Source organism: Methanofollis ethanolicus, assembly GCF_001571385.1.
Classification (GTDB): Archaea; Halobacteriota; Methanomicrobia; order Methanomicrobiales; family Methanofollaceae; genus Methanofollis; species Methanofollis ethanolicus.
Map to the genome: position 1 here is coordinate 2163612 of NZ_BCNW01000001.1, position 26606 is coordinate 2190217.

Genomic DNA, 26606 nt, shown 5'->3' on the forward strand with positions numbered 1-26606 from the left:
AATAGGTATATAGTATAAAGTGACTTAAATGTGTTTGCGAGTAGTATGCAGTGCGAATTATGTGGGGCTATAATAAAGGGCGCCCCGAAAAGAGTGCGGATCGAGGGTGCGGTACTTCAGGTATGCCCGAAGTGTGCGACCCTCGGGGTGGAGGTGGCACAGCCGCGGCCTGTCGAATCGAAACGGAAAGCCGTCGCTGCTACACCGGGGGCCCCTCAACGCCGGGGCCGTGACGTCTTCGACCTGATGGTCGGAGAGATAGTCGAGGACTTTGGCGAAAGGATCAAGAGTGCCCGTCTGGAGAAGAACTGGACCCAGAAGGACCTTGCCAACGAGATCAAGGAACGTGAGGTCCTGATCAGGAAGATCGAGAAGGGCGACCTGATCCCTGAAGACGAGGTGCGGGTCAAGCTCGAAAAAGTGCTCGGCATCTCTCTCCTCGATGTCTCGGACGAGGAGGTGAGGAGACAGAAGGGGGGCAGGCTTGCGACGACTCTCGGCGACATCATCACGATCAAGAGGGAGTAAATGGCGACACCCCTGATCCTCGTCAACCTGAAAGCATATACGGAGGGCATGGGCGAGAGGGCCGCCGCCATTGCCGCAGCCGCCGCGACGGTCAGCGGGGAGAGCGGTGTCGTGATCGGCGTCGCCCCGGCCTTCACCGATCTTGCGGCGATCGCGTCCGGGTTCAGCATCCCCGTCTATGCCCAGCATATCGACGGCGTCTCTCCCGGAGCGTATACCGGCCATGTGACTGCCGCACAGGTGAAGGCGGTCGGGGCGACGGGTACGCTCATCAATCACTCGGAGAGGCGTCTCACGCTCGCCGGTATCGATGCCGGTCTCTCTGCAGCACGGGGTGCAGGGCTTGGAACCGTGATCTGCACGAACAATGAGACGACGACCGCCGCAGCAGCGGCCCTTGCCCCCGACTATGTCGCCATCGAACCGCCTGAACTGATCGGGACGGGTGTCTCTGTCTCCAGGGCCGACCCCGGCATCATCGAGCGCTCGGTGGAGGCGGTGCGGGCGGTCAACCCGCAGGTGAAGGTGCTCACCGGCGCCGGGATCAGCACGGGCGAGTGCGTAAAAATCGCGCTGGAACTCGGGACCGACGGTGTCCTTCTCGCCTCCTCGGTCGTGAAGGCAAAGGACCCTGCCGCCGTCCTCAGAAACCTTGTCTCCCTGATCTAACCAATAAGAGTGATCAGGTCGTGCTTTGTGATCACGCCCTGAACCTTTCCCCCGCCAAGGACAAGGACGGCATGGTGCTGCTGGAGCAGGTGGACCACTGTCTCAACATCGGCGTCCGGGGGGACTGTCGGGAAACTGGACTCCATAAAGTCCTTCACTTTTCGTGTATGTGCCCGAGCGATCCCGATCTGCTCGATGGTATTGACAATCGCCGACTCCGAGACGCACCCGATGGGAAAGCCGTTCTCGATCACCGGCAACTGGGAGACGTCTTCCTCCTCCATGATCGCGACGGCGGTCGTGATCGCGTCGTCAGGGGTGACGGCATGGACGGGGGCGTGCATCACTGATCCTGCTGTGATCGAGGGATTTTCTGCAACTTTCAGAACCTGGACGATCTTCCTGAGGGTGCTCACCCTCGGGTCGACGGTGCCCGACTCGATCCTGGCCACCATGGACTGTGAAATGCCTGCTTTTCGTGCGACATCGGCCTGGCGGAGGCCGAGCAGGATCCTCTTGGCCCTCAGTTCCGCGGGGGTGGGAATATACATGGTATTACTCATGGTGATTCCATCCAATAAAAATATGCATTGCCTGACCCGCCCAATCCAGGATGGTCGACAGTGCTGGATGCTCTCTCCTCGCGGCTGGAGGGACGATAAAATGCTCCGGAGAATTCCTATTCTGGTGTGTCTGTGCCGGGGGACTACAGTGAAGGTCTTCGACCTTCTTGACTCCCTCCGATCGCATCTCCAGACTCCCACATCGAATCGGAGGTGCATGGCTGTCTCCGTTCTCAGGGTCTCTGTCTTTCTTCCCCGGTCCAGATTATGGGAAGGTGGTGGATCGACAATCCCTTCCAGAGACTACCCGCAAAAATCGTTCGGAAGGAGAATGCCATCCTCCACAAGCACTCAAGACAAAAAAATTCTCCCGAGAAAAAAAGGGATGTTACGGGTGCCGTCTCCACACCAGAAGCCCGAGGGCGAGGACCGCAAGGACGGCGCCGAAACCCGGGAGAGGGAAGGCGGGCAGTTCGCTCTTTGCATAGATTGTCGTTTTGAAGACGTCGGACCCGGTGAGATGCCATTCGGCCGTCTTCTCATTGACCGTGTTGGCATTGGAGTCGACGATCTTCCCGGGCATCTCCAGATAATAGTGGACGGAGCAACTGCCAAGCATCGCATCGGTGATCTTGCCCGACTCGCCCATCCCCTCGGCGCCTGCAAATCTCCTGTCCGTGTAGATCAGGAACCCGCTGTCTTTTGCAAGTGTCCAGTTGGTCCCGTCAGGTACGACCTTTTCGGTGCCCGCGATCTTCATGGTCACCGAATCGCCGTCCCAGACTTCGTCATAGGACATGGCCCCGTCATCCGATCTCGCCAGGACATAGTCCCCGACGCCCGCATATCCTTCGTCTCGGGCATTCTGTTTCAGGATAGTATAGACGAACGAGGTTGTCGTGAGTTCGACGCGATAGTCGCTGACCGATCCGTCGGGGTTTGCCGTCGCGTGGACATTCATCGTGAAGCAACCTGAGGCCATGACAAGAGTCAGTAATGCAAATATAACCAGAATATAGGTTATTTTCTTTGATAGTGTCATGATAAGTGCCAGATATTAAAATGCGCGGGTACATAAAAAAATTTCGATTTTGTTTTCTGGCCGGAGAAAGTCAGGGAATAAAAATACCCTGCTAATCTGATTTCATCGGTCGCTCCTGCTGGAGGCATGAGGATACAAAATGGTGGAGTCGGAGGAGTAAGCCCCCTTATGTTCTATGCGGCATTCAGCTCCGCGCCAAACCCGGGCAGGCCCAGGCGCCCGTATGCCCTGTTCTGGCTTGCACCCGCAGGGATTCACCGTTTCATCGGTTCCCGCCGTTACGTTCAACGGGTTAACTCGCACCCGATGGTGCTTCTCGCCCGAAGGCTCGGCCGTTTCATAACTGGCGGCGGGGCGTGTCGTTTCTGTGTCATTGCCATGACTCTCGCCATCCGCACTTGTGTACGGCTGCGTGCCTGGTCGGTGGGGGGACTTTCCTCAGCGGCCCGAAGGCCACCGTCGGCCGCACTCTCCCTCTCCTCTTAATAATATGGGGGCCCCTGAATATATTACTAATGTTTGCGCTGACCAGTGAAGAGGGCGGGACCGCGGTGCGCCTCGCACGCGACGCCCTCGAAAAGAGCCTTCAGGGTGAGGAGTTCACCCTGCCGCCACTGCCCCGGATATTTTCTGAGAAAAGGGGCGTATTCGTTACTCTTACCCGGGACGGCACCTTACGCGGGTGCATCGGCCTCCCGTATCCGGTCATGCCCCTGGGCGAGGGGATCGTCCACGCGGCCCTCTCCGCCGCCCTCGAAGACCCGCGTTTCCCGCCGGTACAGGCCGCCGAACTCCCGCAGGTCAGGGTCGAGGTCACCGTCCTCACAGCCCCCGAACCCCTCGCCTGCCCGCCCGAGGAGCGGGCCGGCCACGTGGAGGTCGGGCGGCACGGACTGATCCTCGCCGACCATGACAGGAGAGGACTTCTCCTCCCGCAGGTCGCGACCGAGTACGGCTGGGACGCGGAAGAGTTCCTCGACCACACCTGCATCAAGGCCGGTCTCTCGCCCGGTTGCTGGAAGAAGGCCGACGTCGAGGTCGCCACCTTCGAAGGAGAGATCTTCCCTGAGGAGGGAGCATAAATGGGAATATCCTTTGAGATCCTCCAGAAGGACATCGCCGCGCGCGCAGGCAGGCTGAAAGTGGGGGAGAAGACCATCAGGACGCCGGCCCTCCTCCCCGTCGTCAACCCGCACCTCCCCCTCGTCACGCCGCGGGAGATGCAGGAGATGGGCGTCGAGGCGATCATCACCAACGCCTACATCTTCTCGAAGAGCGCCGAGTACCGGGAAAGAGCCCTCTCCGAGGGCCTGCACAAGGTCCTCGACTTCGACGGCGTCATCATGACCGACTCTGGTTCATTCCAGTTGATGGTCTACGGCGGCGTCGAGATCACAAACCTGGAGACGGTCAGCTTCCAGAAGGCGATCGGGTCGGATATCATCGTGCCCCTCGACATCCCGACGACGCCCGACGCCGACCGCGAGCGTGCGGAGAAGGAACTCGCGATCACTCTCTCCCGTATCCGCGAGGCGAGGGAGCACCTCGGCCCTGACGCCCAGATGGCCGGACCCGTCCAGGGCGCCCTCTTCCCCGACCTGCGGGAGAGGTCGGCCCGGGCCGTCCAGGAGATCGGTTTCGACTTCTGCCCGGTCGGCGCCGTCGTCCCCCTGATGGAGAACTACCGGTACAAGGACCTCGTCGACGTCGTCCTCGGCGCGAAGAAGGGCCTCTCCCCCGCCACCTGCGTCCACCTCTTCGGCGCCGGCCACCCCTCCATGCTCGCCCTGGGTGCTGCGATGGGCTGCGACATCTTCGACTCCGCGGCCTACGCCCTCTTTGCGAAGGACGGCCGGTACCTCACCACCTACGGGAGCCTGAAGATCGACGAACTCTCCGAACTCCCCTGCCCCTGCCAGGTCTGCCGGAGCCACACGGCCGAGGAACTGAAGAAGAGCCCTGACAGGGTGCGTCTCCTCGCCCTCCACAACCTCTATGTCACCCTCGCCGAGATCGCGAGGATCAGGCAGGCGATCACCGACGGCACCCTCTGGGAACTCCTGGACCTCCGGTGCCGGAGCCACCCGCGCCTCCTCGAAGGCTACCGCGAGTTCCTGCGCCAGGCACAGGACCTGGAAGAGCAGGACAATGTCTCGAAGAGACGGTTCTTCTACCAGGGCTCGGAGAGTTGCATGCGGACCGAAGTCGTGCGCTACCACGCGATGGTCGAGCGCTTCACCCTCGGCCCCCGCGTCCTTGTCGCGATGGCAGGGAAGGCGCCGGGCGACTACGACGACATCCTCTTCTTCAAACCGCCCTTCGGGCCGTACCCGGAGGGCCTCTCCGAGACCTTCCCGATCGGGCAGTCCGAGGTCCCGTCCTGGGACGAGGATATGATGCGGGCCGGGTGCCGCGGCATCGCGCGCCTCGTCGAGACCCACCCGGAGAGCACGGTATCCGTTCTCTGTCCGGTCGAATGGGCTGCGTTCGTGCGGGGCGAACTCCCCGGCGTGGAGGTGCTGAATGCCGACACAATTTGAGGTGAGGGGACGGGACGGCCTTGGCCGTTCCGGTCTCTTCTCGGTGGACGACAGCACGTACCAGACGCCTCTCCCCCTCGACATGGAGGAGATCTACCCCGAACTCGCCGCCCTCCACCACGCAAATGTCCCCCTCTCTGCAGACCCGGAGTTTGCGCGGGAGTATCTCGTCCAGCCAGGCGGCGAGGCCGTCATCGTCCACCCCGCCCTCGGCGGCGGCGAGTCGGGACAGTGCGCGGTCGTCGCCAACTGGCACACCACCCTCGCCAACGCGCGGAACATGGTCGGCCATCTGGCCGCCCTCAGGGAGAAGGTCCCGCCGGACGCGGCATGGTATGCTCCGGCCGCGGCCCTCCCCTCGAATGCGTGCTTCCTTGTCTACCTGGGCTTCGACCTCTTCGACTTCACGGCCGTCGACCTCATGACCGCCCGCGGCCTCTTCTGCACCCCCGAAGGGGAGTTCCCGTTCGCGGAGATCGAAGAGGGCTCCTGCTCCTGCGCCGGGTGCGCGAAAGGAGACCTCGGCCTCCACAACCGTCTCGCCCTCCGGGCCGAGTGCGCCACAGTGCGGCGGTTCATCGCCGGCGGGCAACTTCGGGAACTGATGGAGCAGCGCTGCCGGATGGACCCGGACCAGGTCACCGCCCTGCGCCTCCTCGACCAGGAGTATCATATCACCGAGGAAGCGGCGCCCGCGGCGCGTGCCGTCAGGCTGCGCGCGAACTCGGCCGAGTCGATGTACAGGCCCGAGGTGAAGCGTTTTGCCGAGCGGGTGATCGGGCGCTATGTCCCGCCGAGGAACGACGTCGCCGTCCTCCTCCCCTGCGCGGTGCGCAAACCCTACTCCTCGTCGCAGAGTCACCAGCGCTATATCGCCGCCATCGCCGGCCGCGCCCACGAGGTGATCATCACCTCGCCCCTGGGCGTCGTGCCGCGCGAGGTCGAGGCCGTCTACCCGGCAGGCCACTATGACGTCCCGGTGACCGGGTACTGGGACCACGAGGAGTGCGCCTTCCTCTCCGACATCCTCACCCGCTACCTGCAGGCGCACCCGTACGGGAGGGTGATCGCCCACCTCGAAGGCGGGGCCCTGAAGGTCGCGGAGATGGCGGCCGGGGCATGCGGGATCGAACTCGAGTGCACCTGCACCGGCCACCCGACGTCCCCCGCCTCCCTGCGCGCCCTCGACGAGGCCCTCGACGGCGAGAGAAAGATGAGGACCACACCGGTCGCCGGCGTCCTCTCCTGGCAGTTCGGCGAACAGGTCGAGACGAAAGGGATGCAGGTCAAGGGGAAACCCCGGCGGCAGGCGGTCTTCAAGGGGAAGACCCTTCTCTATAACATCGACCCCGGGACAGGCCTGTACAAGCCCACCTTCGAGGGCTGGGAGTATCTCAGCGGTTACCGCGTCCGGATCGACGCCTTCGTCCCGCACGGGGACGTGCTGGCGCCGGGCGTGATGGATGCCGACCCCGCGATCAGACCGGGCGACGAGGTGCTCGTCGCCGGTCCCTCGGCCCTGGCGACCGGGCGGGCGATGATGGGTGCGTCGGACATGGTCAGGTCCCACCGCGGCATAGCGGTGAAAGTGCGTAAAGTAAAGTGCATCGAACGCTAACCTCATGAAGCAAGAGTCATTTGACATTGGAGTGGTAGAGTTTGTATCTGGTTGAGGAGGCAACACAGCTCGCAGATAAAGTGTTCCAGATGTGGATCCACGCGCCCCAGGTGGCGCGGCACGCCCGGGCCGGGCAGTTCCTGGTTATCAGGATCGACGAGACCGGTGAGAGGATCCCCATCACCATCTCGGCAGTGAAAGGGGACTCGGTACGGGTCATCTTTATGACCATCGGCAAGACCACCGAGCACCTTTCCACCCTGAAGAAGGGCGACGCCATCAGGGACGTCGTCGGGCCGCTCGGCACGCCGAGCGATATCAAAAAATACGGCACCGTCGTCGTCATCGGCGGCGGCGTGGGTGTCGCGAGCACCCCGATCATCGCTCGTGAGGCGAAGGAAGCCGGAAACCATGTCATCGGGATCATCGGGGCGAGGAACAAGGACCTCCTCATCCTCGAAGACGAGATGAAGGAGGCCTGCGATGAACTCTTCATCACCACCGACGACGGGAGCAAGGGCATCCACGGCTTCGCAAGCACCGTCCTCGACCAGCTCCTCAAGGAGCGGGAACTGGGGTGTGTCTGGATCATCGGCCCGGCCATCATGATGAAGGTGACCTCGGGCGTGACGAAGCCGTACGGCGTCAAGACCTTTGTCTCCCTCAACCCGATCATGGTCGACGGCACAGGGATGTGCGGGTCGTGCCGGGTGACGGTCGGCGGCGAGACGAAGTTCGCCTGTGTCGACGGACCCGAGTTCGACGCCCACCAGGTCGATTTCGACGGTCTCATGCAGAGGCAGAGGATGTACGTCGACGAGGAGAAGGAGGCGCTCGAACACTTCCACCACCCTCATGGCGGCTGCGGGTGCTGCGGCGGTGAGCACTGATGACCGGGGTCTCAGAGCACGTTAAGGACTTCAACGAAGTCAACAAGGGGCTTTCCGAGGAGAACGCCGTCCTTGAGGCACTCAGGTGCATGAACTGCGTGCGGCCGAGTTGCGTGAAGGGTTGCCCGGTCTGCATCGACATCCCGGCATTCGTCCAGAGGGTCGCAAACAGGGACTTCGCGGGCGCGGCAGAGGTCGTCAAGAAGGACAACATGCTCCCGGCGATCTGCGGTCGTGTCTGTCCGCAGGAGACCCAGTGCGAGGGAGCGTGCATCCTCTCGAAGAAGGAGAAACCGGTCGCTATCGGCGCGCTCGAACGCTTTGTCGCCGACCGGGAGAGGGAACACGGGGTGACGACCCCGGAGGTCGCCGCCCCGACCGGAAAGAAGGTGGCGGTCGTCGGTTCAGGCCCGGCAGGCCTCACGGCTGCGGCCGAACTTGCACGCATGGGTCATGCGGTCACGGTCTTTGAGTCCCTCCACGAGGCCGGCGGCGTGCTGATGTATGGCATTCCGAACTTCCGTCTCCCGAAAGAGATCGTCCAGGCGGAGATCGACCAGGTGAAGGCCCTTGGCGTCGAGATCAGGCTCAACCACCTCGTCGGGAGGAGCGTCTCCACGGAGGAACTCCTCGCGTACGACGCCGTCTTCCTGGGCACAGGCGCCGGCCTGCCGTACTTCATGGGCATCGAGGGCGAGAACCTCTGCGGGGTCTACTCGGCAAACGAGTTCCTCACCCGCGTGAACCTGATGCATGCCAACTGCTTCCCCGGGTTCGACACGCCGGTCAAGCGCGCCGCAAAGGTCGTCGTCGCCGGCGGCGGCAACGTGGCGATGGACGCGGCCAGGGTGGCGCGGCGCCTCGGCGCCGACGTGACCCTCGTCTATCGGCGGCGCGAGGAGGACCTCCCGGCCCGTGCGGTCGAGGTCACGAATGCACAGGCCGAAGGCGTCCGTTTTGTCTGCTGCGCGAACCCGGTGCGGGTGCTCGGCGAGAAGACGGTCTCCGGTGTCGAGTGCGCCAGGATGGAAATGTGCGCCCTCGACGAGAGCGGGAGGCCGAAGCCTTCATGTATTGAGGGGAGCAACTTCGTGCTTGAGGCAGATGTCTTCATCGAAGCAATCGGTCAGGGCCCAAACCCCCTCCTCATCTCCATGCTCCCCGCTTTGACCCGCGAGCGCCGGGGCAACGTGGTCGTGGACGAGGACGGCCAGACGGCCATCGCCCGCGTCTACGCGGCCGGGGACGTGGCGACCGGCGCCGCAACCGTCATCTGGGCGATGGGGTCGGCAAAGAAGGCTGCTGCCGCTATAGACAGGATGCTGAGGGGAGAATGAAGAAGGGCATGTTTCTTGAGGAGAGGAAGGTCGTCCTCGACCTTGCGGACGTGAGCGACCGGGAGGTGCTGGACATCGGTGCCGGCCCTCTCTCACTCATCGCCGCAAAGGAGTACGACTGCTATGTCACGTCCGTCGACATTGACGGAGAGAAGATCAGGGAGTGGGAGAAAGAGGCGGAACGCGAGGGCGTCGCGGAGAAGATCAGTTTCGAGGAGGCCGACGCGACCGACCTCCCGTACTGCAAGGACGCCTTCGATATCGGCATCTGTTTCGGGGCCCTCCACCATCTCCCCGAAGATCGGCGGGAGCAGGCACTCTCCGAAATGGCGCGGGTCTCGTATGAGAAGTTCGTCGTTGCAGAGTTCACCGAAGAGGGCTTTGCCGAACTGCATGGCGGGGAAGATTTCGTCTCCGTTGATCTCGCCTGGCTCGAGGGCGCCCTCAAGGCGATGGGCACCCTCACCGTCCGTCCCCTCGGGAAACTGAACGTCTATATTGTCGAGAAGGGGAACTGACCTCTCCCCTTCTTCGAGGGATGAGGACTTTTTTTCGGCTCTGAGATATTCCTATCCTTCGGGAAACCGGATTTTCACTGAAGTCCCCCGGAACGGGAATCCCGGATCAGAAACTCTACATTACTCGAAAAATAGGAGAGAAGGGATTCACGCCGTCTGCGTGACCTTCAGGCCCTCGTTGTCGACCGCCGTCGAGAGGGCCACGGATAGACCGAGGCTGTCGGCGATCGCCTTCATCTCCTCCTCCGATTTTCCGGTGATGACGGCGATGGAGGGGCCGACCGAACTCATGCCCACGAACTCGATCCCTGCCTCGCGCAGTCTGCTCATGATGTTGTAGATCGCGAAGTCGTGGTGCTCGATCTCGGCCCTCTTCGACCCCCTGAACTCGATCTCCCACATCACGTCCCCGGCCTTTTTGAGGTCGCCCCTTTCGAGCGCGGGCAGCAGGTCCATCAGGACCATGTAGGCCTTGATCGGGCGGTCGCGGTAGTCGAGGTCGCGTGCCCGGTTCATGAGGAGGTCGAACTCGCTCTTCCCCGACGAGGAGATGCCGCTCTTCGGGATGATGACGAAGACGTTCTTTCCTTCGGCAAAGGGGTGGCGGTATGCGAGGGCGAGTTCGTCGCCCATGACGACAAAGCCGCCGTAGGTGCTGGCAGCAGGGCCGACACCGGTCTCGAAACCGAACGCCACCCTGTCATCATTTTCGGCCGTCTCCTCGACGAAGTTCCTCCCGACCAGGATCCGGAGTTCCTCGGCGGTGAGGGGGGAACCGAGGGCTGCGTTCATCGCATGGCTAACGGCGAGGAGCATGGTGCCGGTCGACCCGAGGCCGACATGCTTGTAGTGGTGGTCGTCCGCGGCGATCCTGAACCCGCCCTGGTAACCCACCGTCGCCCTGAAGGCCTCGACGATATGCCTGATGATCGGCTTACGCTCGTACTCGATCTCGATGCCCTCGGCGGTGCACTCCGCACGTGCCGTGCTGTACACCCGGACGGCATATCCGAAGCCTCCGCCACCCGGTTGGTCGGGAGAGAAGCGGTTCATGTCCAGGACCGTCGAGTGGATGCGTGCCGGGGCCCTGACCGTGAACGTGCCGGGCCGGGGCACGGGCCGGAGGGGCCGGTCGATCCTGAGGGGGCGGATATTTGTCCCTGCTCTGAAGGGCTCGAAATCGTATTCGACGAGGTCGAGGTCACCGCCCCTGATCTTCATCAATGGCATGCCTGTTTCTATGAGCGGTCAAAGAAGATATTCTTCCCTGAGGCCTTGAGAGGGAGGGCGTAGACGACGGTGCAGTCAGGGAGGAGGCCGAGGATACGGGCGCCGACGCCGCCGGAGTAAAAGACCCGATTATCGACGTTGTGCATGGACGCCGTCTTTACCGCGGACCCGACGGCGATGCCGAGGTCTGTCATCCTGATCACGCAGTTCGGTCCCCTGAAGGGGACGCCGTCGTTTTTCGCCTCTTCACCTGCGGCGGCGGCCATCTCAGTGCAGGTCGGGTACCCGCAGCCGCCGCAGTTGACGCCTGCGGTCTGTTGCCCCCTGCACCCGATCAGGACACATGCATCCGCTTTCTCGATGTTCTTCGCGTCCCGCAGGAAGAAGCCGAGGGTGTGCTCCTCGCCATAGGCCCGCATCGCGTCGGCGAGGTCGGTGAGGTCGGTGCCGGTGAGCACCTCGACCTCGATGGTGTCGACACCCTTTCCCTTCGGCGCCGTCCGTGCAGCAAGGGCCATCAGTGTTGCCACGGTCCTGACCGCCTCGAATTCCGGAGTCATGGGGGTACGATCGCCATGGACACAGATATAGTCTCCTCACTTTCGGGCCGCACGGCGATCCCTTTTGCCCGCCTGGGGGTGACGGGTGTCTGATGGAGAGACAGGGTGTGATCACGCCGCCGGCAGAGAGATATCCCGGGTCCGACCTGGACACGCCCGACACCGCCGGCGGGTGCGGGCGTCTCCTGAAGGTCCTCCTGAACGCCCGCTGCTCGTACGACTGCGCCTATTGCGGTGTCAGGACCGGTACGGGAGAGTGTTCCGCGGCACCGGCGGAGATCGCCGACGCCTTCCTGAGGATGCACCGCGAGGGGAGGGCGGACGGCCTCTTCCTCTCGTCAGGAATCGCGGGCGACGTGGACACGGCAATGGAGGGGATCGTGGAGACCGGCGAGGTCCTGCGGCGGCGGGGTTTTCAGGGCTACCTCCACCTCAAGGTCCTCCCGGGCGCCGCACGGGCCGACATCGCCGATGCGGCGCGGGTGGCCGACAGGATCTCGATCAACATCGAGGCGCCGTCGGCATCCCGCCTCTCCGAGGTCGCGGGGGTGAAGGACTATCGGTGCGACATCGAGAAGAGGCAGGCCTGGGTGGCGGAGGCGATGCCTGGCCGTCACACGACGCAACTTGTCGTCGGTGCCGCGGGGGAGAGCGACGCCGAGATCCTCTCCTGTGTCGCCAGGCAGTATGGGCGTCTCGCACCGGCGCGGGTCTACTACTCCGCGTTCACGCCGGTGGCAGGGACGCCTCTCGCGTGCCGGGAGGCGACTCCTCTCTGGCGGCAGAGGCGCCTGTACCAGATGGACGCCCTCGTCCACCTCTATCATATCTCCCCGGATCTGCTCCGCGACGTGATGGACGACGACGGATTTCTTCCCGACGCCGACCCGAAGAGGGTGCTTGCAGAGGACCTCCCGCCTGTCGATATCAACACCGCCCCTCTCGCCGACCTCCTCCGCGTGCCGGGGATCGGTCCTGTCGGCGCCCGCCGGATCTGTGCGGCGCGGCGGACGGCGCCGCTCGTCTCCCCTGCCGACCTCAGGAGGTGCGGCGTCCGCATGAAAGACGCAGGTCCCTTCGTCCGCTTCGGGAGGGAGGTGCAGGCGACGCTCTCGTCTTTTTGAGGAAGAAAGGATGGAAACATCGATATTCATACCTGTGTCGAGAACTCGCCTGTCTATATGGAACAGCGGTTTTTCAGATCGGCCGATTGGACCGGATGTGCCGGGTGCATTTCGTCGGGATCACCAAAAAAAATAGGTTTTCGGACGTTGACCCATTGCGCGTGTCCGCAAAGGTCAGGCCAATCTTCTGGGTCGTGCTGGTGCTCTCCGTCGCGGCCGGTGGCATAGTGTTGCTTTCGTTTTCCGGTCTGGTCCCTCTGAAAGAGAACGAATATCCCGCTATCGTCCCATATGGGGAAAAGGAAGTTCGAAATGTCACGTATCAATTCTCTTTTCACTCACAGAACCATTCGGTCACCTTTCCCGTCGAGATGCCGGTGTACCTGGGAGCGAAACGCTCCCTGAAAGAGGCTCACCTTTTTACACACAAACCGCCGGAGGAGATCCTGCAGGAATATTATTCCTCTTTCATCAATGACAGGTATCAGGAGAGCCTTTATGGAGAGATTCTCGGGGACATGAGATTCATCCGCGATTCCTGCAACCTGAACGACGACGAATACCTCGAACTCCTTGTCGCTTTTGTCCGGTCGATCCCCTTCGAAGGGGACTTCAACGAGACGGGCGTGAAATTTCCCGTGGAAACGGTCATCGAAGGAGGCGACTGTGACGACAGATCAGTCCTGCTCATCGGTCTCATGACCCGCGAGGGGTACGACGCCGCACTCCTGTATTTTGACGGCAAATATCATACGGCCGTGGGTGTCAGAGACGGAGCCGGTCGGGGGAACTATGGAGGGTATACATATATTGAGACGACTGCTTCCCTTCCTATCGGTGTGATAGCCACGGGCCTTGCAAACGGCGACACCCTTGATACGGAACCGCGTGTCATCAGGTTCGGGAACGGGACAAAACGATATTACTCCGGGGAAATCGGAAGCGATGTATCCCGGGGTATGAACCGGAGATAATCTCACCCCTCAGGATAGGAGCATATCCCGGAACTCGAAAATCAAAGATTTTCTCGACTCCCTCCGGTCGTTCCCCGAAAATAGGATGGGACGGGGGAAGGATAGACCCTGTATGTACTCAGGGGTCTACCGTTTACTCCCTATCATAATGGCGGGGGGAACGACCGAAGGGAGTTTGAGAAAACCATAGGTTTTCGATGCAGGGGGTTTCCCCCGAAACAGGATAGGGTCGGGGAAGAGAGACCGGAGATCCTGATGAAGGAGGTTGCCATCCGCCCCCCATCGCAATGATGGGGGGCGGGGGGTGAAACCCCCCGGACAAGACGCCAGAACAGGATTTTTCAGAACCGAATGTGCGTCCTTTCATCGGCGTGCATGAAGGTTCGGATCCGTTTTGGGATGACCTCCGGGAGAGGATCGGGCAATCACCTCTCCAGAGACAAAAAATGAAATTTCGGAGTTATTTGTACTCGCGCTTCGAGTAACTGTACGTCTCGCTGTCGCCGCCCCGCACGACGATGGCGATCCACTCCCAGAGCGACGTGAGCGTCCCGAACTGCTCGTACCGGCGCATGTCGAATGCGACGCGGAGTTTCGGGTCGAGGAGCACCGTGCCGACCTTCCGGGTGCGGCGGGCGATCTCCAGGTCGTCGCCGGCGTCGATGCACCGGTACATCCCGACCTGCAGGAAGACATTGCGCCTGAAGGCGGTGTTGCACCCGAGAGTGTAGTAGATAGTGTGCGTCAGGGCGCCGACGCGGGAGAAGAAGTTTGCCAGGGCAAGGGAGATCGCGTTCTTGATCCCCTTCTCCTTCGGGTACACGAGGCCAAAGACCTGCACCGCATCCTGGTGACCGGCAAAGTCCGCCTCTATCCGCTCCAGCCAGTCGGGCGGGATGATGCAGTCCGCGTCGGTCGTGGCGATGATCTCGCCCTTTGCGGCCTTCGCACCGTCGTTACGTGCGCCGCCGACTTTCTTGCTCGTCTGCACGAAGACGAGGTCGGCGTACCTCTCCGCGATCTCCCGCGTTGCATCCTTCGAGTTCCCGTCCACGACGATGATCTCGTACCTTTCGCGCGGCAGAGTCTGGTTGCAGAGAGACTCAAGACAGGAGGCGATGTTCGCCTCCTCATTGTAAGTCGGAACGATAACCGAGATCATTGACCAATCAACTCCCTGTAGAGGTTCATATGGAGGTCTGCGACCTCATTGATGTCGAATTTTCCTGAGAATGTTCGTGCAAGGGAAGCGTGCCTCCCGAGCGCCGCCTCGTCGCCAAAGAGCGTCCCCGCTTCCTCGTTGTCCCCGAAGAAGAGGGCGGCGTCCCCGAAGATCTCGACGAACTCCGGGATCCGCCTGACGACGGTCGGCAGGCCGCTTGCCAGGGCCTCCAGCACGACGAGGCCGAAGGTCTCGGCATAGGAGGGCATGAAGAAGATGTCGGCCCCGCAATAGGCGGCGGCGATGTCGTCGACAAAACCGGTGAAGGTGACGTTCTTCCCGCACCTCTCCTTCTCCTCCTCGATCCGGCCGTGGTCCTTGGAGAACCTCCCGTACGGATACCCGCCGACCCAGACGAAGTGAAGGTCCGGGTGGTCGTGCGAGAGGGCGAGGAAGTCGTGGATACCCTTCCGCGGCGTCTGCTGGGCGACCGAGAGCACCACCCTCTCGTCCTCGCCGATGCCGTACTTCGCCCTGAATGCCGCCCGCTTCGCCAGGTCTGGCCTGAACCTCTCCCTGTCCACGCCGTTCGGGATGAGGGTGGTCGGGACGTCGGGGGCGATCTCGTGGACCTCCTCCTCGCAGAGGTGCGAGATGGTGATGATGTGGTCGAATCCCCCGTAAATTTCAGGGTAGAAGTGGTTCACCGTCTCCGAGAAGGCGAGGTTGCCGGTGTTGAGGCGCGGTGTCGAGTGGGCGGTGAGCACCTTGACGCCGTGGCTGTATTTCTTGTTCGTCAGGGCGAGGGGGCCGAAGGTGTGGTAGTGGACGAGGTCGAAGTCGCGGCCGCGGGCATTCCAGGAGACCTCCGGGCCGGCCTCTTCCCTCGCGAGGGCGCCGTACAGGGTCTTTGCCAGGGTGGCGCACCCGATGTACTTGAAAAAGAGCATGTCCTCGACGAAGAAGTTGACCTTCATGGGTATTCCTTCACGAAATCGATGACATGGCGGATGCAGGCGTCCATATTGATGTACTCGAACTCCGCGAAACGGCCGACGAGGTCGATGCCCCGGCCCCGGCAGTAGTCCCTGACAACCCCGACATTCTTCTGGTAGGCGAGGTCGTAGATGACGTACGCGTACCTCTGGCGGTCGACAGAGGCGGAGACGACCTGGTCGCGGGACGCAACGACGCCCATCTTCATCAGGCCCTCGATAGTGTGGTCGATGAGGGCCTCGTCGTCCATCAGGGCGGCCTCGTCGCCGTCACGGTAGGTGATCTCGGCGAGGACCGACCCGCACCCGTCAGGGGCGTTCCCGTCACTGTAGCCCGAGGGGAAGGAGATGCGGTTGAAGAGACCGATCTCCTCCTGCGGGACATAGACCCAGGAGTACGGCGGGATCCCGCCCTTCAGGCCGAGGCAGATGCAGGCGACAGAGTTGTACGCGAGGGCTTTGCAGGCCTCCGTCACCGTCTCAGGCACGTCCTCCAGGCAGGGGAGGAGGGCCTGGAGGGGTATGGTGGAGACGCACCTCTCCGCCCTGACCTCCTTTGTGCCGTCGCTGATCACGAAGGCACCGTCCTCCTCTCTCACCGACCTGACCGCGAATCCTGTCCTGATAATGTCCTCGACCGGCGCGGCGATCGCCCTGACCAGCGCCTCGATGCCCCCCACCTCGGGGTACGAGAAGACGGCCTGGTGGGTGTAGCCCTCTGTCTCGATGCCGACCGCCGCCTTGATCACGTCCTCCACCGGCGGCCGGGGGACCCGCCCGTCCACCCAGTGGGTGGACATCTCCTCGGGCGGGAACTTCCAGATCTTCCGGTTGTACGGGACCATATAGCAGTCGGCGATACCCTCCCCGAAGGTGCGGACGATCCACTCCCTGAAGTTCCGGGGGGCGGAGAGTTCCCCTTTCTCCGCTTTGATGAGAGTTTTTACGAACTCGTTGATGCAGAGGAAGAGGTCGTCCTTCGGGAGGTCTGCAAGACCATTCTCGAAGGGGTATTTGACGTATTTCCCCTTGTAGAAGATCTTGGTGTTCCGGTGCCTCTCTGTGCGGTTCTGCCCGAGCACCTCCTTCATAAATGCGAGGGCCCCGGCGTCCCGGGAGAAGATGATGTGCGATCCGCCTGTGTCAAAGGTGAAGCCGTCGATGGTCTTCGACCGGCAGAGACCTCCGTATTCAGGCTCCGCTTCGAGAACGACCACATCTTCGCCTCTCTCCCGGAGCAGTCTGGCCAGAGTCACCCCGGTCAGCCCGCCGCCCAGTATCGCCGTTTTCACGCCATAGAGATTCGCGGTCGGGTGATATATGATTGTTCATAGGGAAGGCGTCGATACAAAGCGGGGCATTTTCTTTCGCATTGCGCCTGTTCCTCCCGGTGCATCCGCACCTGTCTGTCAGGAAACCGGATGACACTCACTATATTAATCCTGACCCACAATCTCATCAGGATGATTACCCTCAAACCTGGCGATGTCGAGGCGGGCGGCGTCGGCCTGAGAAACCACCTCATCCTTGCGGCCGGCGTCCTCGGGACGACCGGCGCCTCACTCTCGCGGATGCTCAGGCTCGGTGCCGGCGGCGTGGTCACGAAGTCCATCGGCCCCGCGCCCAATGCGGGCCACCACGGCCCCTGCCTGATCAGGACGGACTGCGGACTGCTCAATGCGATGGGCCTCCCGAACCCGTCGAAGAACTTCGTCGAGGAACTGGAGCCCCTCACGGGCGAACCGGTGGTCGTGAGCATCTTCGGGGGCAACCCCGAGGAGTTCAAGGAGGTCGCCGGGTGGTTCGCCGGGCAGGCGCAGGCCTTCGAACTGAACGTGAGTTGTCCTCATGCCGAGGGGTATGGGGCGGCGATCGGGACTGACCCGGAGACGGTGCTCGAGTGCACGCGGGCGGTCGCCTCGTACGGCCTGCCGGTCTGGGTGAAACTCACCCCGAATGTCACCGACATCACGACCATCGGGAAGGCGGCGGAGCAGGGCGGGGCGAGCGCGATCGTGGCCGTCAACACGGTGCGGGCGATGCGGATCTCCACCGCGATGCGCCGGCCCGTGCTGGGACACAGGTCAGGCGGACTTTCCGGGAAGGCGATCTTCCCCGTCGCGGTGAAGTGTGTCTGGGACCTGTACGAGGCCTGCTCCGTCCCGATCATCGGGTGCGGCGGGGTCTCGACGGCGAACGACGTCGTCGAGATGATGATGGCCGGTGCGCAGGCGGTCGAGATCGGGAGCGCGGTCGTCGACGACGTGCGGGTCTTCGAGCGGATCGGGCGTGACCTCTATGCAAAGGACGGCCATGCGGCCGACGAGATCGTGGGGGCGGCGCACCATGACTGAGATCCCCACGATGCCGGTGCCGGTGACGATCAAGGCGATCGTGCAGGAGACCCCGTCGATCAGGACCTTCTACTTCGACCCGGCCATCCCCTCCTCGCCCGGCCAGTTCGTGATGGTCTGGGTGCCGGGCATCGACGAGATCCCGATGGCCCTCTCCTCAAGCCACTCGATCACCGTCCAGAAGGTGGGGGACGCCACCGCGGCCCTCTTTACGATGCAGGTCGGCGACCGCCTCGGTATCCGCGGGCCTCTCGGCAACGGGTTCATCGTGAGCGGGAAGACTCTCGCGATCGGCGGCGGTGTCGGTGCCGCTCCTCTCCTGAACCTTGTCTCGGCAGGACAGGTGAGCACCTTCCTTCTCGGGGCGCGGACGAAAGACGAACTCCTCTTCGCCCCGCTGATCCGGGCGACGTGCACCCTGCGCATCGCCACCGACGACGGGACGGCCGGCCGCCACGGTTTTGTCACCGACCTGATGGACGAGACCGACCTTGCCGACTACGACCATATCTGCGTCTGCGGCCCGGAGATCATGATGGTGAAGGTGCTCGACCGTCTCCAGAAGGCGGACATCGCGGAGCGCGGCCAGTTCTCCCTTCACCGGTACATGAAGTGCGGCATCGGCGTCTGCGGGTCCTGCGCCACCGACCCGCACGGTCTGCGGGTCTGCCGGGACGGCCCGGTCTTCACCGGCGACAGTCTCCTCGAAACCGAGTTCGGGAAATATACACGCGACGCCAGCGGCCGCAGGGTCCACTTCCCGCCGCTCCACCCCGAAACTCCGAAAAAGCCGGAGACGAAGGAAGAATAAGAGAGCCTCCACTTTTTTTGCGGTCCGATAAGTGTCAGAGGACGGGCCGATGCCGGGAGTGAATGACCCGGGAGAGGCCCGACTCATTTTCAAAAAAAAGATTCAGGTCTCAGTCCTCGACCCTGGCTCCGGTTTTCGCCTCGAACTGGGCCCTGAACTTCTCCAGGTCGTGGATATGGTTGATGTTTGTGAAAGTGAGGAGGTCAGGGTCCATTTCCCGGAAAGATTCCACATCCATATATCGTGCGTTGAGACTCCGGATCATCGCCCGCAGGGAGAGGGACTCGTGCTCCCTGAGGTAGTCCATGACCGCCGAACGGCGGTAGACGGCATGGAGGGGTTCGTACATCTCCTTGTTCCAGAAGGGGATGGCGGCGTCGAAATCGTCGAGACCGTCAAAAAGGGCGTTAATCACCCCGCCGTTGATGCAGGGCATGTCGCAGGCGACGACAAAGAGTGTCTCGCCGTGCGCCGCAAGGCACCCGGCATGGAGGCCGCCGATGGGGCCGAGACCGGGCCTGAGGTCGGAGATGCAGACGACATCCTCGAAGCCGGCAAAACGGGCGCACTGTTCCCTGTTCCGTGCCACGATGACGATCTCGTCGACCACCCCCCTCAGGGTCTCAAGCAGTCGTTCGATGAACGTCTTGCCGCAGAACTCGAAGAGATACTTCTCCACGCCGCCGGCACGGCGCCCCTCGCCGCCCACCAGCACGATGCCCGTCCGCATGTTACCCCAGAAGTGACTCGCGGAAGTGCATCAGCTTTGTGATGCAGTCGTTGTACGGGGCAGGTATGCCGTACGTCGCGGCGCGTGCGGCGATCTCGCCGTTCATGAAGTCGATCTCGGTCAGGTGCCCGTGTTTGATGTCCTGAAGCATGGAGGCGTGGTGCTCGGCGGTGCTCGGCACCTGGACGTCGTGAAGATAGGCGAGGTAGTCGTCGGCCGTCTTCCAGGGGACGCGGACCCCTTCCCGCGCCATGACGGCAAAGGCCTCCCTGACGACGTGCTCGATGATCCCCCAGGTCATGGGGTGGATGAGTTTCCCGTACGGGACGCCCATCAGGGCGCCGAGGGGGTTGAGGGAGGAGTTGTACAGGGTCTTCGCCCAGAGGTCGCCCCTGATGTGGCTGCTCCCCTCGACAGGGATGCCTGCCTTCTCAACGAGGGCGACGAGGGCGTCGACCTTCGGGTCGGGGCCGTCGGGGAAGCGGCCGAGTTTCATCGGGCCGCCCACGACCGAGACATGGACAGAGGCGTCCCCGGCCCACTCGAAACCGGTGATGATCGTGCCGCCGATCACATGGTCGGTGTACGCCGCGATGATCTCCTCGTTCCCGATGCCGTTCTGGAGGCTGACCGTCTCGGCGTCCTTGATCACGTCGGCGAACTCCTCGCAGACCGACCGGGTGGCGAGCGACTTGGAGGTGATGAAGATAAAGTCATAGCGCTCGCCTTCGGGCACGGTCTCGGAAGCGGAGAAATGGAATGTCCCCTCGCCCCAGAGACCGGTCATCCGAAAGCCGCGCTCTGCGATCGCATCGGCATGCCGTTGTCTGCAGACGGCATGGACGTCGCAGTGGTCCGAGAGCCTGGCCGCAAGGGAGAGGCCGACTGCACCTGCTCCGAGTATCAGCACTTTCATGGAAAAATCACTCCATAGGTTTGCACCGCAGGGGCTTAAGATATCCCCCTTCCCGCCTCCATGGCAAGGAGGGCCCGCTTCAGATCAACCGAAGGAGAGAACCCGCCGATCCCGCCCTTCGCCACAACACGGTGGCAGGGGACGACGAGGGGTGTGGGGTTGGCCCGCATCGCGTTGCCGACGACCCGCGCCGACGTCCCCACCCGTGCGGCGACCTCCCCGTAGGTCGCCGTCTCCCCGTACGGGACCGCCTGCACCGCCCGGTAGATCCGTGCATAGACGGTGTCCCCCTCGACTGCCGCGCTCCGGAGGCCGACGAGGGCGGCGGGGTCGCCGGCAAGGTACCGGACAAAGGGGGCCGGCGCCCGTGCCAGGGCAGGCGACCGCCCGAACCGCACCTGGAGGACGCGGTCTCCCGACCAGACGACATGGACATGCCAGAGCCCGAAGGGGCAACTTCCTTCCTGCACTCCCATCCTGCAGGTGGGTTTTGCGTCGTGAAAGAAAAGGGTGGTGGTGGGGACTCGGGAGAGAATGATATGCACCGGTGATAGCGTGCGGGGTTGGGTAACTCTGACCCGTCCCCTTCCTGTCATGTCGCCGCTGCTTTTTCATTTTCGGCCTTACGTCGTATCAAGCATACCTACGCCCATTTCTCCCTCATCACTATATTCTCCATCTGAGGAGAGGGAACCATCTCACCTCTATCCTAATGGTGGGGGGACCGGGGGGTGAAACCCCCCGGGGGGGTGCGTAGATCCACGGCCTTCCCCATATTTTTCACCGGGGCAAAAGTCCCCCGGCGCGTGACACCGATCAACCGCCTTCCACCCCTATCCTGAGCAGGGAACCGGGGCAACGAGCGACAGCGAGTTCAAGAAAATCTCTGATTTTCGGCGTAGTCCCCCAGCACAGGAATCCTCGGCCCTCTACTTCCACGTCGCCACGAGTTCCCTGAACCTGACGACGTCGCAGACCTCCATCTCCTGCTGCATCCAGGGGGGGAGGCCGGCGAAGACGCCGGGGTCAAGGAAGCGTTCTTCGGCGAGGACGAGGACGCCGGTGTCCTCCGGTGTCCGCAGAACCCGGCCGAGGGCCTGGGTGGCCCTGTTGATCGCCGGGAGGGTGTACGAGATGAACTCGCCCTCGCGCCCGAACTTGTGCCTGTAGTACTCGATCACCATCTTCCGAACGCTGTTGTAGGGAGCGAGGGGGAGGCCGACGACCATCGCCCCGCGGAGCATCTCGCCGCGGTAGTCCAGGCCCTCGCTCCACTTGCCGCCGCAGACGGCAAAGAGGATCCCGGCCCGCCCCTTCTCGGGGAGAGAGACGAACTCCTGAAGAGCGGCCGTCGCCTCCCTGGACTCCTTCGGTTCGGTGAAGACCTCTTTCCCGTTTATGCGGCCGCCGCAGAGTTGGGCATAGGTGTTCAGGATCTGGTACGAGGGGAAGTAGACCGCGAGGTTGCCGCGGGCATGGGCAAACGCCCTGATGTACTCGACGATCCTCCCGGTGTTCTGTTTGTTCTGGCGCATCCTGTAGGCGGTGGTGACGTCCCGACCGCAGGCGACAAGACGGTTCTCCTTCGGGAAACTGTTCGGGAGGGAGAGGGTCTGCACAGGGATGTCGCCGAAGTAGTACTTCCTGTAGGCGTCGAGGGGCGAGAGCGTGCCTGAGATGAGGATGCAGGCGGCGTGGGCCTGCCCGATCTCCTGGAGTTTCTCGCCGGGGTCGATGTTTCGCACCTCCAGTTCCACCTTCCCCTCGGCAGAGCGGTACAGGGTGAGGAAGGTCGGGTCCGCACCGGCACGGAAGACGCGGTACATGAAGTCGGCGAGGCGCTCGACCGCACTCTCCTTGTAGACCCCGGCGCTCTTGTTCTTTTCAGAGATGCGGTTTGCGATCTTCGAGAGGTCGCCGACGATCTCTTCGAGATTTTTGTACAGCGAACCCCTGACCACCGACCGGTGGAAGATGCCGGGGTCGAACCAGTCCTCCCCCTTCTCCGAGCGCCTGAGGGCCTCCATGAATGTCTCGATGTTCGGGAGGATCTGGCGGACGGCGTTCACGTCCTTCATCGTCCGGGAGAGGTGGGCGAGTTCGGTCATCGCCTGTTCGAGCATCTCGTATTCGAGGACGACGCTCTGGATCCCCTCCACGACGTCGCCACAGTTGTGGGCCTCGTCGATGAGGAGGAGGACGTCTTTGGGCTCGATATCGAGGGTGGCGTACAACTGGTCCCTGATATCGTCGTTGAAGAGGTGGTGGAAGTTGCAGATGAGGACGTCGGCACCCCGCGCCGCCTGCATCATCGTCTCGTACGGGCACATGCCGCTGCAGAAGGACTTCAGGTTCTCCGGGGCGATCGCCTCGCTCTTCACCCTGTCGGCCTTCTGCCTGAGCGTCACGGACGACGCCATCCGCAGGCCGCTCTCCTCGTCGCCCCGCACAAACACCTTGCTCCTGATGAAATACGGACAGATGAGGGGGTGCTCCGGGTCCAGGTGCCGGATCTGGTCCTGGATCGTCCGGTCCTCGGAGGGGACGAGGGAGCCCTTCTGCGCCCTCTCCCGCATCAGTGCCGAGGAGAAGGCCTTGACCCCCTCGCACCGGCGGTACGGATCGCCTTCGCCGCCGAGGGGGCACATCGAGCCCTTGCCGACGAGGTACGAGAATGTCAGCGACGGCTGCTTTTTCCTGACAAGGGCGAGTTCCCTGATGAAGGTGGCGAGTTGGGAGATCGTCCGCACCGCCACGATCACCTTGCGCCCGTTGCGTTCGGCGAGGAGGGCCGAGACGACGCTCGACTTCCCGCTCCCTGTCGGGGCGTCGATCATGGCGATCCCGCCGGACCGCGCGGTCTCCGCGGCAAATGCCAGCATCTCGCGCTGGTTGGGGCGGAAGTCCGGATACGGGAACCAGTCATCAAGCGGGTCCATTCAATACCGTTTTGTCGGCGGGCATGATGTAGTATTGGGTCGGTCTGACAAAGGGATAAGAGCGAGGAGGACAAGGACGGAGGGGGGATGAGAATGGCAAAAGGGGACGTCGCCATATTTATCGCGCTCCTTCTCACCGCAGGGCTCTTCTGGGCGGCCGACAGGCTCTACCCCGACCTGCTCCTGGAAAGGATCACGCTCACCGTCTTCGCCGTCGCCGTTATCTATTTCCTCCTCAGGCCCGGCGCCGAGAGGGTGCTGACCAGGGCGGTCGGGTCTGAGATGGCACGCTACTCGGTGAGGAAGGCGGTGTCCATCATTTCCCTCGTCCTGATCCTCGCGGTGGTGATCAGGATCTGGGTCGAAGACCCCCGGACCCTCCTTCTCTCGTACGGGATCATCGCCGCCGGCCTTGCCATCGCCCTCCAGGACGTCTTCAAGGACTTTGTCGGGAGCCTGGTCATCCTTGTCGCCCGGCCCTTCGGCATCGGCGACAGGGTCGAGATAGAGGGGCATGCCGGGGACGTGATCGATATCGGCCTCCTGAACACCGTGCTGATGGAGATCGGCGGGTGGGTCTCGGGCGACCAGCCGAACGGCCGCATCACCTCTGTCCCGAACAGCGCCATCATCTCCGGGGCGGTGAGCAACTATACCCGTGACTTCACCTTCCTCTGGGACGAGGTCACGGTGCCGGTCGCCTACGGGGGCGACTGGAAGGAGGCGGCAGAGACATTTCTCGCCATCGCACGGGAGGAGACGGAAGAGGCGGTCCGTGCGGCCGGGCAGGAGATCGACCGGATCAGGCAGGAGTATTACCTCACCAGGAGGAGCGTCGAGCCGATGGCCTTCGTCGCTCTCACCGACAACTGGGTCGGGGTGACGGTCAGGTACATCGCCCCGGTGATGGAGAGGCGGGCCGTGAAGGACAGGATCAGCCGTGCGGTCCTTGCGGCGGCAGAGGCGTCGGAGAGTTTCAGGGTCGCAAGCGCCACCCTGGAGATCGGCGGGGCCCTCGCGGTCGGGTCACAACCTATATCTACCCGGATGCCGACCGGCAGGCCGGGGGAGAGAGAGGATGGACCTGGGAACCGCCGTCCCGCAGGGGAATGAAAGGCTGGAGAGAGAGATGGACGGGCTGGAGGGGGAGGCCGCCTATGCGGAGACGGCCTATGCCCTGCCGGTGAGTTATGCCCTGACGGGTCTCCGGGTGGCGACGGCCGACGGGGCGCGGAAGGCGTACCTGGCGTCGGGGAAAAACCCGCTCGTTGCCGCGGAGTGCGTCCGGGCGTTTGTCGGCGGCGGTGTTGAGGAGGCGCCGTACACCGGATTCCTCGGCGACACCGAACTGCGGCGTCTCGGCTATTCCCTGGTGGACGGGAGCATCCTCGGCCTCGCCCTCCTTGTCGGGACGCCGGAAAACGCCGACGCCGCCGCGGCGGTCTGCCGGGAACTGCAGGAGACGTACATGCTCACCTTTCTTGCCGGCGGGGTGACGGAGGTGCTCACGGCGGCGGGCGTGAAGGTGGGGCCGGGCTACCGCCTCATCCCCCTCGGGCCGGGCGGGATGGCGGCCGTCCACGTCGCCGACGTCCTCGCACGGGTGGCGATGATGTTCGGCGGGGTGCAGGCCGGCGACGCCGGACGTCTCCTCGCCTATGCACGGGAGAGGGCGAAGGCCTTCGTCGTCGCCTTCCCCGGCCTTTCGGAGGAGGAGGTGGCGGTCCTCGACGCCCTCAGGCCGCTCGGCGTCCCTGTCCTCTCTGTCGGCGGCTACGAAGGGGGCGAGTGGGTGCCGGTCGGGGCCGACGAGGCGGTCGGCCGCGGCAGAGACCTGCGGGAGATCAGGGTGAAGGTGACGGCGATCCCGATCCCGATGGCCTGCTCCCCGGCCTTCGAGGGGAAGAGCATCAGGAAAGAGGAGATGCACGTCGAGTTCGGCGGCGGGCGGACCCCGGCCTTCGAACTCCTCCGGATGCGGCCGGCCGCGGAAGTGGAGGACGGGAAGGTGACGGTGACCGGGCCGGAGGCCGACGCCGTCGCCGAGGGGTCGGCCCTCCCCCTCGCCATCATCGTGGACGTCGCCGGGAAGAGGATGAAGAAGGAGTACGAACCGGTGCTGGAGAGGCGGGTCCACACCTTCCTCAACTACGGCGAGGGGTCCTGGCACGTCGCCCAGCGCGACCTCATCTGGGTCCGCCTCTCGAAGGAGGCGGTGGCGAAGGGTGTGCGGGTGCGCCACCTCGGCACCCTCCTTGCCGGTCGGTTCAGGGCCGACTTCCCCGACCTCATCGACGCCGTGGCGGTGACCCTGATCACCGACGGGGACGCCGTCCGCGCCGCCCGCACCGGGGCCGAGGAGGTCTACCGGCAGAGGGACGAGCGGATCGCGGGGATGAAGGACGAGGACGCCGCCCTCTTCTACTCCTGCACCCTCTGCCAGACCTTCGCCCCGAACCATGTCTGCGTCATCACGCCCGAGCGCCCGGCCCTCTGCGGGGCGATCACCTGGCTGGACGCCCAGATCGCCCACGAGATCGCACCGGCGGGCGCGAACCAGCCCGTGGAGAAGGGGGAGGTCGTCGACGACCTCACGGGCGAGTTCGCCGGGGTGAACAGGTTCGTGAAGAAGGCCTCGCACGGGACGGTGGAGAGGGTCTGCCTGTACGGGATGATGGAGTACCCGATGACGGCCTGCGGGTGTTTCGAGGCGGTGGCGGCGGTGCTCCCGGAGACGAACGGGGTGGTGATCGTCACCAGGGAGTACAGGGGCGAGACGCCCCTCGGCATGACCTTCTCCACCCTGGCCGGGACGATCGGCGGCGGGGCACAGACGCCGGGTTTCCTCGGGATCTCCAGGAACTATATCCTCTCGGACCGCTTCCTCAGGGCCGAGGGGGGTATCGCACGGGTGGTCTGGATGCCCTCCCAACTGAAGGAGGAACTGGGGGAGAGACTGCGGGGGGTGCTCGCCGCACGCGGCATGCCCGACCTCTTCGAGAGGATCGCGGACGAGAGGACGGCGACGACCCTGGAGGACCTCGTCGCCTTCCTGGAGACACACGGCCACCCGGCACTGGAGATGGACCCGATCATCTGAGGGGAG

General features: G+C 63.4%; 25 protein-coding genes and 1 other RNA gene. 14 read left to right on the top strand and 12 right to left on the bottom strand.

What is annotated here, in order from left to right; translation table 11 throughout:
* Nucleotides 1-45 precede the first annotated feature (45 nt).
* Nucleotides 46-528, top strand: coding sequence for a multiprotein bridging factor aMBF1 (locus MEFOE_RS10500; protein ID WP_067051869.1), 483 nt, complete (start codon nt 46-48; stop codon nt 526-528).
* Nucleotides 529-1197 (top strand): triose-phosphate isomerase, encoded by a 669-nt coding sequence (gene tpiA / locus MEFOE_RS10505; RefSeq protein WP_067051875.1) that lies wholly within the window; start codon nt 529-531, stop codon nt 1195-1197.
* Here the strand turns inward: tpiA and MEFOE_RS10510 are convergent.
* From MEFOE_RS10510 to rnpB, 3 genes are all read right to left on the bottom strand, one after another.
* Nucleotides 1194-1748, bottom strand: coding sequence for a CBS domain-containing protein (locus tag MEFOE_RS10510; RefSeq protein WP_067051877.1), 555 nt, complete (start codon nt 1746-1748; stop codon nt 1194-1196). The genes tpiA and MEFOE_RS10510 overlap by 4 nt on opposite strands.
* A gap of 400 nt (nt 1749-2148) precedes the next feature.
* Nucleotides 2149-2742, bottom strand: a complete 594-nt coding sequence (locus MEFOE_RS10515) for a hypothetical protein (protein WP_067051879.1) — start codon at nt 2740-2742, stop codon at nt 2149-2151.
* Nucleotides 2743-2947: 205 nt separating this feature from the next.
* Nucleotides 2948-3281, bottom strand: an RNA gene (gene rnpB, locus MEFOE_RS10520) — RNase P RNA component.
* 36 nt (nt 3282-3317) lie between these two features.
* Here rnpB and MEFOE_RS10525 point away from each other — a divergent pair.
* Genes MEFOE_RS10525 through MEFOE_RS10550 form a run of 6 tightly spaced genes read left to right on the top strand, consistent with a single transcriptional unit; the run spans nt 3318 to nt 9705 of the window.
* The gene (locus MEFOE_RS10525) at nt 3318-3884 is read left to right on the top strand and encodes a TIGR00296 family protein (protein WP_067051881.1); all 567 of its coding nucleotides are present in this window, start codon (nt 3318-3320) and stop codon (nt 3882-3884) included.
* Nucleotides 3885-5342: a tRNA guanosine(15) transglycosylase TgtA gene (gene tgtA / locus MEFOE_RS10530; protein WP_067051887.1), complete on the top strand. Its 1458-nt coding sequence runs from the start codon at nt 3885-3887 to the stop codon at nt 5340-5342. It begins immediately after the preceding gene.
* Entirely contained in the window at nt 5326-6960 is a 1635-nt protein-coding gene (gene arcS, locus MEFOE_RS10535) for an archaeosine synthase subunit alpha (protein ID WP_067051888.1), read from the top strand. The genes tgtA and arcS overlap by 17 nt, the downstream gene beginning before the upstream one ends.
* A gap of 41 nt (nt 6961-7001) precedes the next feature.
* The gene (locus MEFOE_RS10540; RefSeq protein WP_083523429.1) at nt 7002-7850 is read left to right on the top strand and encodes a sulfide/dihydroorotate dehydrogenase-like FAD/NAD-binding protein; all 849 of its coding nucleotides are present in this window, start codon (nt 7002-7004) and stop codon (nt 7848-7850) included.
* A complete protein-coding gene (gltA, locus tag MEFOE_RS10545; RefSeq protein ID WP_067051890.1) occupies nt 7850-9187 on the top strand; it encodes an NADPH-dependent glutamate synthase in 1338 nt (445 codons plus the stop codon). Before MEFOE_RS10540 ends, gltA begins: the two co-directional genes overlap by 1 nt.
* Entirely contained in the window at nt 9184-9705 is a 522-nt protein-coding gene (locus MEFOE_RS10550) for a class I SAM-dependent methyltransferase (protein WP_067051891.1), read from the top strand. Before gltA ends, MEFOE_RS10550 begins: the two co-directional genes overlap by 4 nt.
* A 147-nt stretch (nt 9706-9852) precedes the next feature.
* Here the strand turns inward: MEFOE_RS10550 and MEFOE_RS10555 are convergent, their stop codons facing one another.
* Together MEFOE_RS10555 and MEFOE_RS10560 are read right to left on the bottom strand one after the other, a co-directional pair.
* A complete protein-coding gene (locus MEFOE_RS10555; protein WP_067051892.1) occupies nt 9853-10935 on the bottom strand; it encodes a GHMP family kinase ATP-binding protein in 1083 nt (360 codons plus the stop codon).
* Between the two features lie 8 nt (nt 10936-10943).
* Complete coding sequence (locus tag MEFOE_RS10560) at nt 10944-11495, bottom strand: ferredoxin domain-containing protein (protein WP_067051893.1); 552 nt, start codon at nt 11493-11495, stop codon at nt 10944-10946.
* Between the two features lie 92 nt (nt 11496-11587).
* On the opposite strand from MEFOE_RS10560, the gene MEFOE_RS10565 reads away from it, so the two are divergent.
* Complete coding sequence (locus MEFOE_RS10565) at nt 11588-12619, top strand: helix-hairpin-helix domain-containing protein (protein ID WP_083523430.1); 1032 nt, start codon at nt 11588-11590, stop codon at nt 12617-12619.
* 104 nt (nt 12620-12723) lie between these two features.
* Nucleotides 12724-13593 carry a hypothetical protein gene (locus tag MEFOE_RS10570; protein WP_160329535.1) on the top strand — a complete coding sequence of 290 codons (870 nt, stop codon included), beginning with the start codon at nt 12724-12726 and terminating at the stop codon, nt 13591-13593.
* Nucleotides 13594-14053: 460 nt separating this feature from the next.
* Here MEFOE_RS10570 and MEFOE_RS10575 read toward each other — a convergent pair whose 3' ends face one another.
* From MEFOE_RS10575 to MEFOE_RS10585, 3 genes are read right to left on the bottom strand one after another with little or no spacing between them, the layout of a single operon-like run.
* Nucleotides 14054-14755: a glycosyltransferase gene (locus tag MEFOE_RS10575; RefSeq protein ID WP_067051897.1), complete on the bottom strand. Its 702-nt coding sequence runs from the start codon at nt 14753-14755 to the stop codon at nt 14054-14056.
* Complete coding sequence (locus MEFOE_RS10580) at nt 14752-15732, bottom strand: glycosyltransferase family 4 protein (protein WP_067051899.1); 981 nt, start codon at nt 15730-15732, stop codon at nt 14752-14754. The genes MEFOE_RS10575 and MEFOE_RS10580 overlap by 4 nt, the downstream gene beginning before the upstream one ends.
* On the bottom strand, nt 15729-17042 hold the full coding sequence (locus MEFOE_RS10585) for a protoporphyrinogen/coproporphyrinogen oxidase (protein ID WP_067051901.1): 1314 nt from the start codon (nt 17040-17042) through the stop codon (nt 15729-15731). Before MEFOE_RS10585 ends, MEFOE_RS10580 begins: the two co-directional genes overlap by 4 nt.
* 171 nt (nt 17043-17213) lie before the next feature.
* On the opposite strand from MEFOE_RS10585, the gene MEFOE_RS10590 reads away from it, so the two are divergent.
* Together MEFOE_RS10590 and MEFOE_RS10595 are read left to right on the top strand one after the other, a co-directional pair.
* Nucleotides 17214-18104: a dihydroorotate dehydrogenase gene (locus tag MEFOE_RS10590; protein WP_067051904.1), complete on the top strand. Its 891-nt coding sequence runs from the start codon at nt 17214-17216 to the stop codon at nt 18102-18104.
* Nucleotides 18097-18915 carry a dihydroorotate dehydrogenase electron transfer subunit gene (locus MEFOE_RS10595; RefSeq protein WP_067051906.1) on the top strand — a complete coding sequence of 273 codons (819 nt, stop codon included), beginning with the start codon at nt 18097-18099 and terminating at the stop codon, nt 18913-18915. Before MEFOE_RS10590 ends, MEFOE_RS10595 begins: the two co-directional genes overlap by 8 nt.
* Nucleotides 18916-19024: 109 nt before the next feature.
* Here the strand turns inward: MEFOE_RS10595 and mobA are convergent, their stop codons facing one another.
* The 4 genes from mobA to MEFOE_RS10615 form a co-directional block, all read right to left on the bottom strand.
* The gene (gene mobA / locus MEFOE_RS10600) at nt 19025-19645 is read right to left on the bottom strand and encodes a molybdenum cofactor guanylyltransferase (RefSeq protein ID WP_067051908.1); all 621 of its coding nucleotides are present in this window, start codon (nt 19643-19645) and stop codon (nt 19025-19027) included.
* A 1-nt stretch (nt 19646) separates the two neighbouring features.
* Complete coding sequence (locus MEFOE_RS10605) at nt 19647-20561, bottom strand: ketopantoate reductase family protein (RefSeq protein ID WP_067051910.1); 915 nt, start codon at nt 20559-20561, stop codon at nt 19647-19649.
* Between the two features lie 35 nt (nt 20562-20596).
* Nucleotides 20597-21037 (bottom strand): methylated-DNA--[protein]-cysteine S-methyltransferase, encoded by a 441-nt coding sequence (locus MEFOE_RS10610; RefSeq protein ID WP_067051912.1) that lies wholly within the window; start codon nt 21035-21037, stop codon nt 20597-20599.
* A 453-nt stretch (nt 21038-21490) separates the two neighbouring features.
* The gene (locus tag MEFOE_RS10615) at nt 21491-23500 is read right to left on the bottom strand and encodes an ATP-dependent DNA helicase (protein WP_067051914.1); all 2010 of its coding nucleotides are present in this window, start codon (nt 23498-23500) and stop codon (nt 21491-21493) included.
* Nucleotides 23501-23593: 93 nt separating this feature from the next.
* Here MEFOE_RS10615 and MEFOE_RS10620 point away from each other — a divergent pair, with 93 nt between their 5' ends.
* Complete coding sequence (locus MEFOE_RS10620; RefSeq protein ID WP_067051916.1) at nt 23594-24613, top strand: mechanosensitive ion channel family protein; 1020 nt, start codon at nt 23594-23596, stop codon at nt 24611-24613.
* Nucleotides 24579-26600: an acetyl-CoA decarbonylase/synthase complex subunit alpha/beta gene (gene acsB, locus MEFOE_RS10625; RefSeq protein ID WP_067051918.1), complete on the top strand. Its 2022-nt coding sequence runs from the start codon at nt 24579-24581 to the stop codon at nt 26598-26600. Before MEFOE_RS10620 ends, acsB begins: the two co-directional genes overlap by 35 nt.
* Nucleotides 26601-26606: the final 6 nt, after the last annotated feature.

What these genes read in the sequence shown, in the direction of transcription:
- MEFOE_RS10500 (WP_067051869.1), top strand. Translation starts at nt 46, where the DNA reads ATGCAGTGCGAATTATGTGGGGCTATAATAAAGGGCGCCCCGAAAAGA.
- tpiA (WP_067051875.1), top strand. Translation starts at nt 529, where the DNA reads ATGGCGACACCCCTGATCCTCGTCAACCTGAAAGCATATACGGAGGGC.
- MEFOE_RS10510 (WP_067051877.1), bottom strand. Translation starts at nt 1,748, where the DNA reads ATGTATATTCCCACCCCCGCGGAACTGAGGGCCAAGAGGATCCTGCTC.
- MEFOE_RS10515 (WP_067051879.1), bottom strand. Translation starts at nt 2,742, where the DNA reads ATGGCCTCAGGTTGCTTCACGATGAATGTCCACGCGACGGCAAACCCC.
- MEFOE_RS10525 (WP_067051881.1), top strand. Translation starts at nt 3,318, where the DNA reads ATGTTTGCGCTGACCAGTGAAGAGGGCGGGACCGCGGTGCGCCTCGCA.
- tgtA (WP_067051887.1), top strand. Translation starts at nt 3,885, where the DNA reads ATGGGAATATCCTTTGAGATCCTCCAGAAGGACATCGCCGCGCGCGCA.
- arcS (WP_067051888.1), top strand. Translation starts at nt 5,326, where the DNA reads ATGCCGACACAATTTGAGGTGAGGGGACGGGACGGCCTTGGCCGTTCC.
- gltA (WP_067051890.1), top strand. Translation starts at nt 7,850, where the DNA reads ATGACCGGGGTCTCAGAGCACGTTAAGGACTTCAACGAAGTCAACAAG.
- MEFOE_RS10550 (WP_067051891.1), top strand. Translation starts at nt 9,184, where the DNA reads ATGAAGAAGGGCATGTTTCTTGAGGAGAGGAAGGTCGTCCTCGACCTT.
- MEFOE_RS10555 (WP_067051892.1), bottom strand. Translation starts at nt 10,935, where the DNA reads ATGCCATTGATGAAGATCAGGGGCGGTGACCTCGACCTCGTCGAATAC.
- MEFOE_RS10560 (WP_067051893.1), bottom strand. Translation starts at nt 11,495, where the DNA reads ATGACTCCGGAATTCGAGGCGGTCAGGACCGTGGCAACACTGATGGCC.
- MEFOE_RS10565 (WP_083523430.1), top strand. Translation starts at nt 11,588, where the DNA reads ATGGAGAGACAGGGTGTGATCACGCCGCCGGCAGAGAGATATCCCGGG.
- MEFOE_RS10575 (WP_067051897.1), bottom strand. Translation starts at nt 14,755, where the DNA reads ATGATCTCGGTTATCGTTCCGACTTACAATGAGGAGGCGAACATCGCC.
- MEFOE_RS10580 (WP_067051899.1), bottom strand. Translation starts at nt 15,732, where the DNA reads ATGAAGGTCAACTTCTTCGTCGAGGACATGCTCTTTTTCAAGTACATC.
- MEFOE_RS10590 (WP_067051904.1), top strand. Translation starts at nt 17,214, where the DNA reads ATGATTACCCTCAAACCTGGCGATGTCGAGGCGGGCGGCGTCGGCCTG.
- MEFOE_RS10595 (WP_067051906.1), top strand. Translation starts at nt 18,097, where the DNA reads ATGACTGAGATCCCCACGATGCCGGTGCCGGTGACGATCAAGGCGATC.
- mobA (WP_067051908.1), bottom strand. Translation starts at nt 19,645, where the DNA reads ATGCGGACGGGCATCGTGCTGGTGGGCGGCGAGGGGCGCCGTGCCGGC.
- MEFOE_RS10605 (WP_067051910.1), bottom strand. Translation starts at nt 20,561, where the DNA reads ATGAAAGTGCTGATACTCGGAGCAGGTGCAGTCGGCCTCTCCCTTGCG.
- MEFOE_RS10610 (WP_067051912.1), bottom strand. Translation starts at nt 21,037, where the DNA reads ATGGGAGTGCAGGAAGGAAGTTGCCCCTTCGGGCTCTGGCATGTCCAT.
- MEFOE_RS10615 (WP_067051914.1), bottom strand. Translation starts at nt 23,500, where the DNA reads ATGGACCCGCTTGATGACTGGTTCCCGTATCCGGACTTCCGCCCCAAC.
- MEFOE_RS10620 (WP_067051916.1), top strand. Translation starts at nt 23,594, where the DNA reads ATGGCAAAAGGGGACGTCGCCATATTTATCGCGCTCCTTCTCACCGCA.
- acsB (WP_067051918.1), top strand. Translation starts at nt 24,579, where the DNA reads ATGGACCTGGGAACCGCCGTCCCGCAGGGGAATGAAAGGCTGGAGAGA.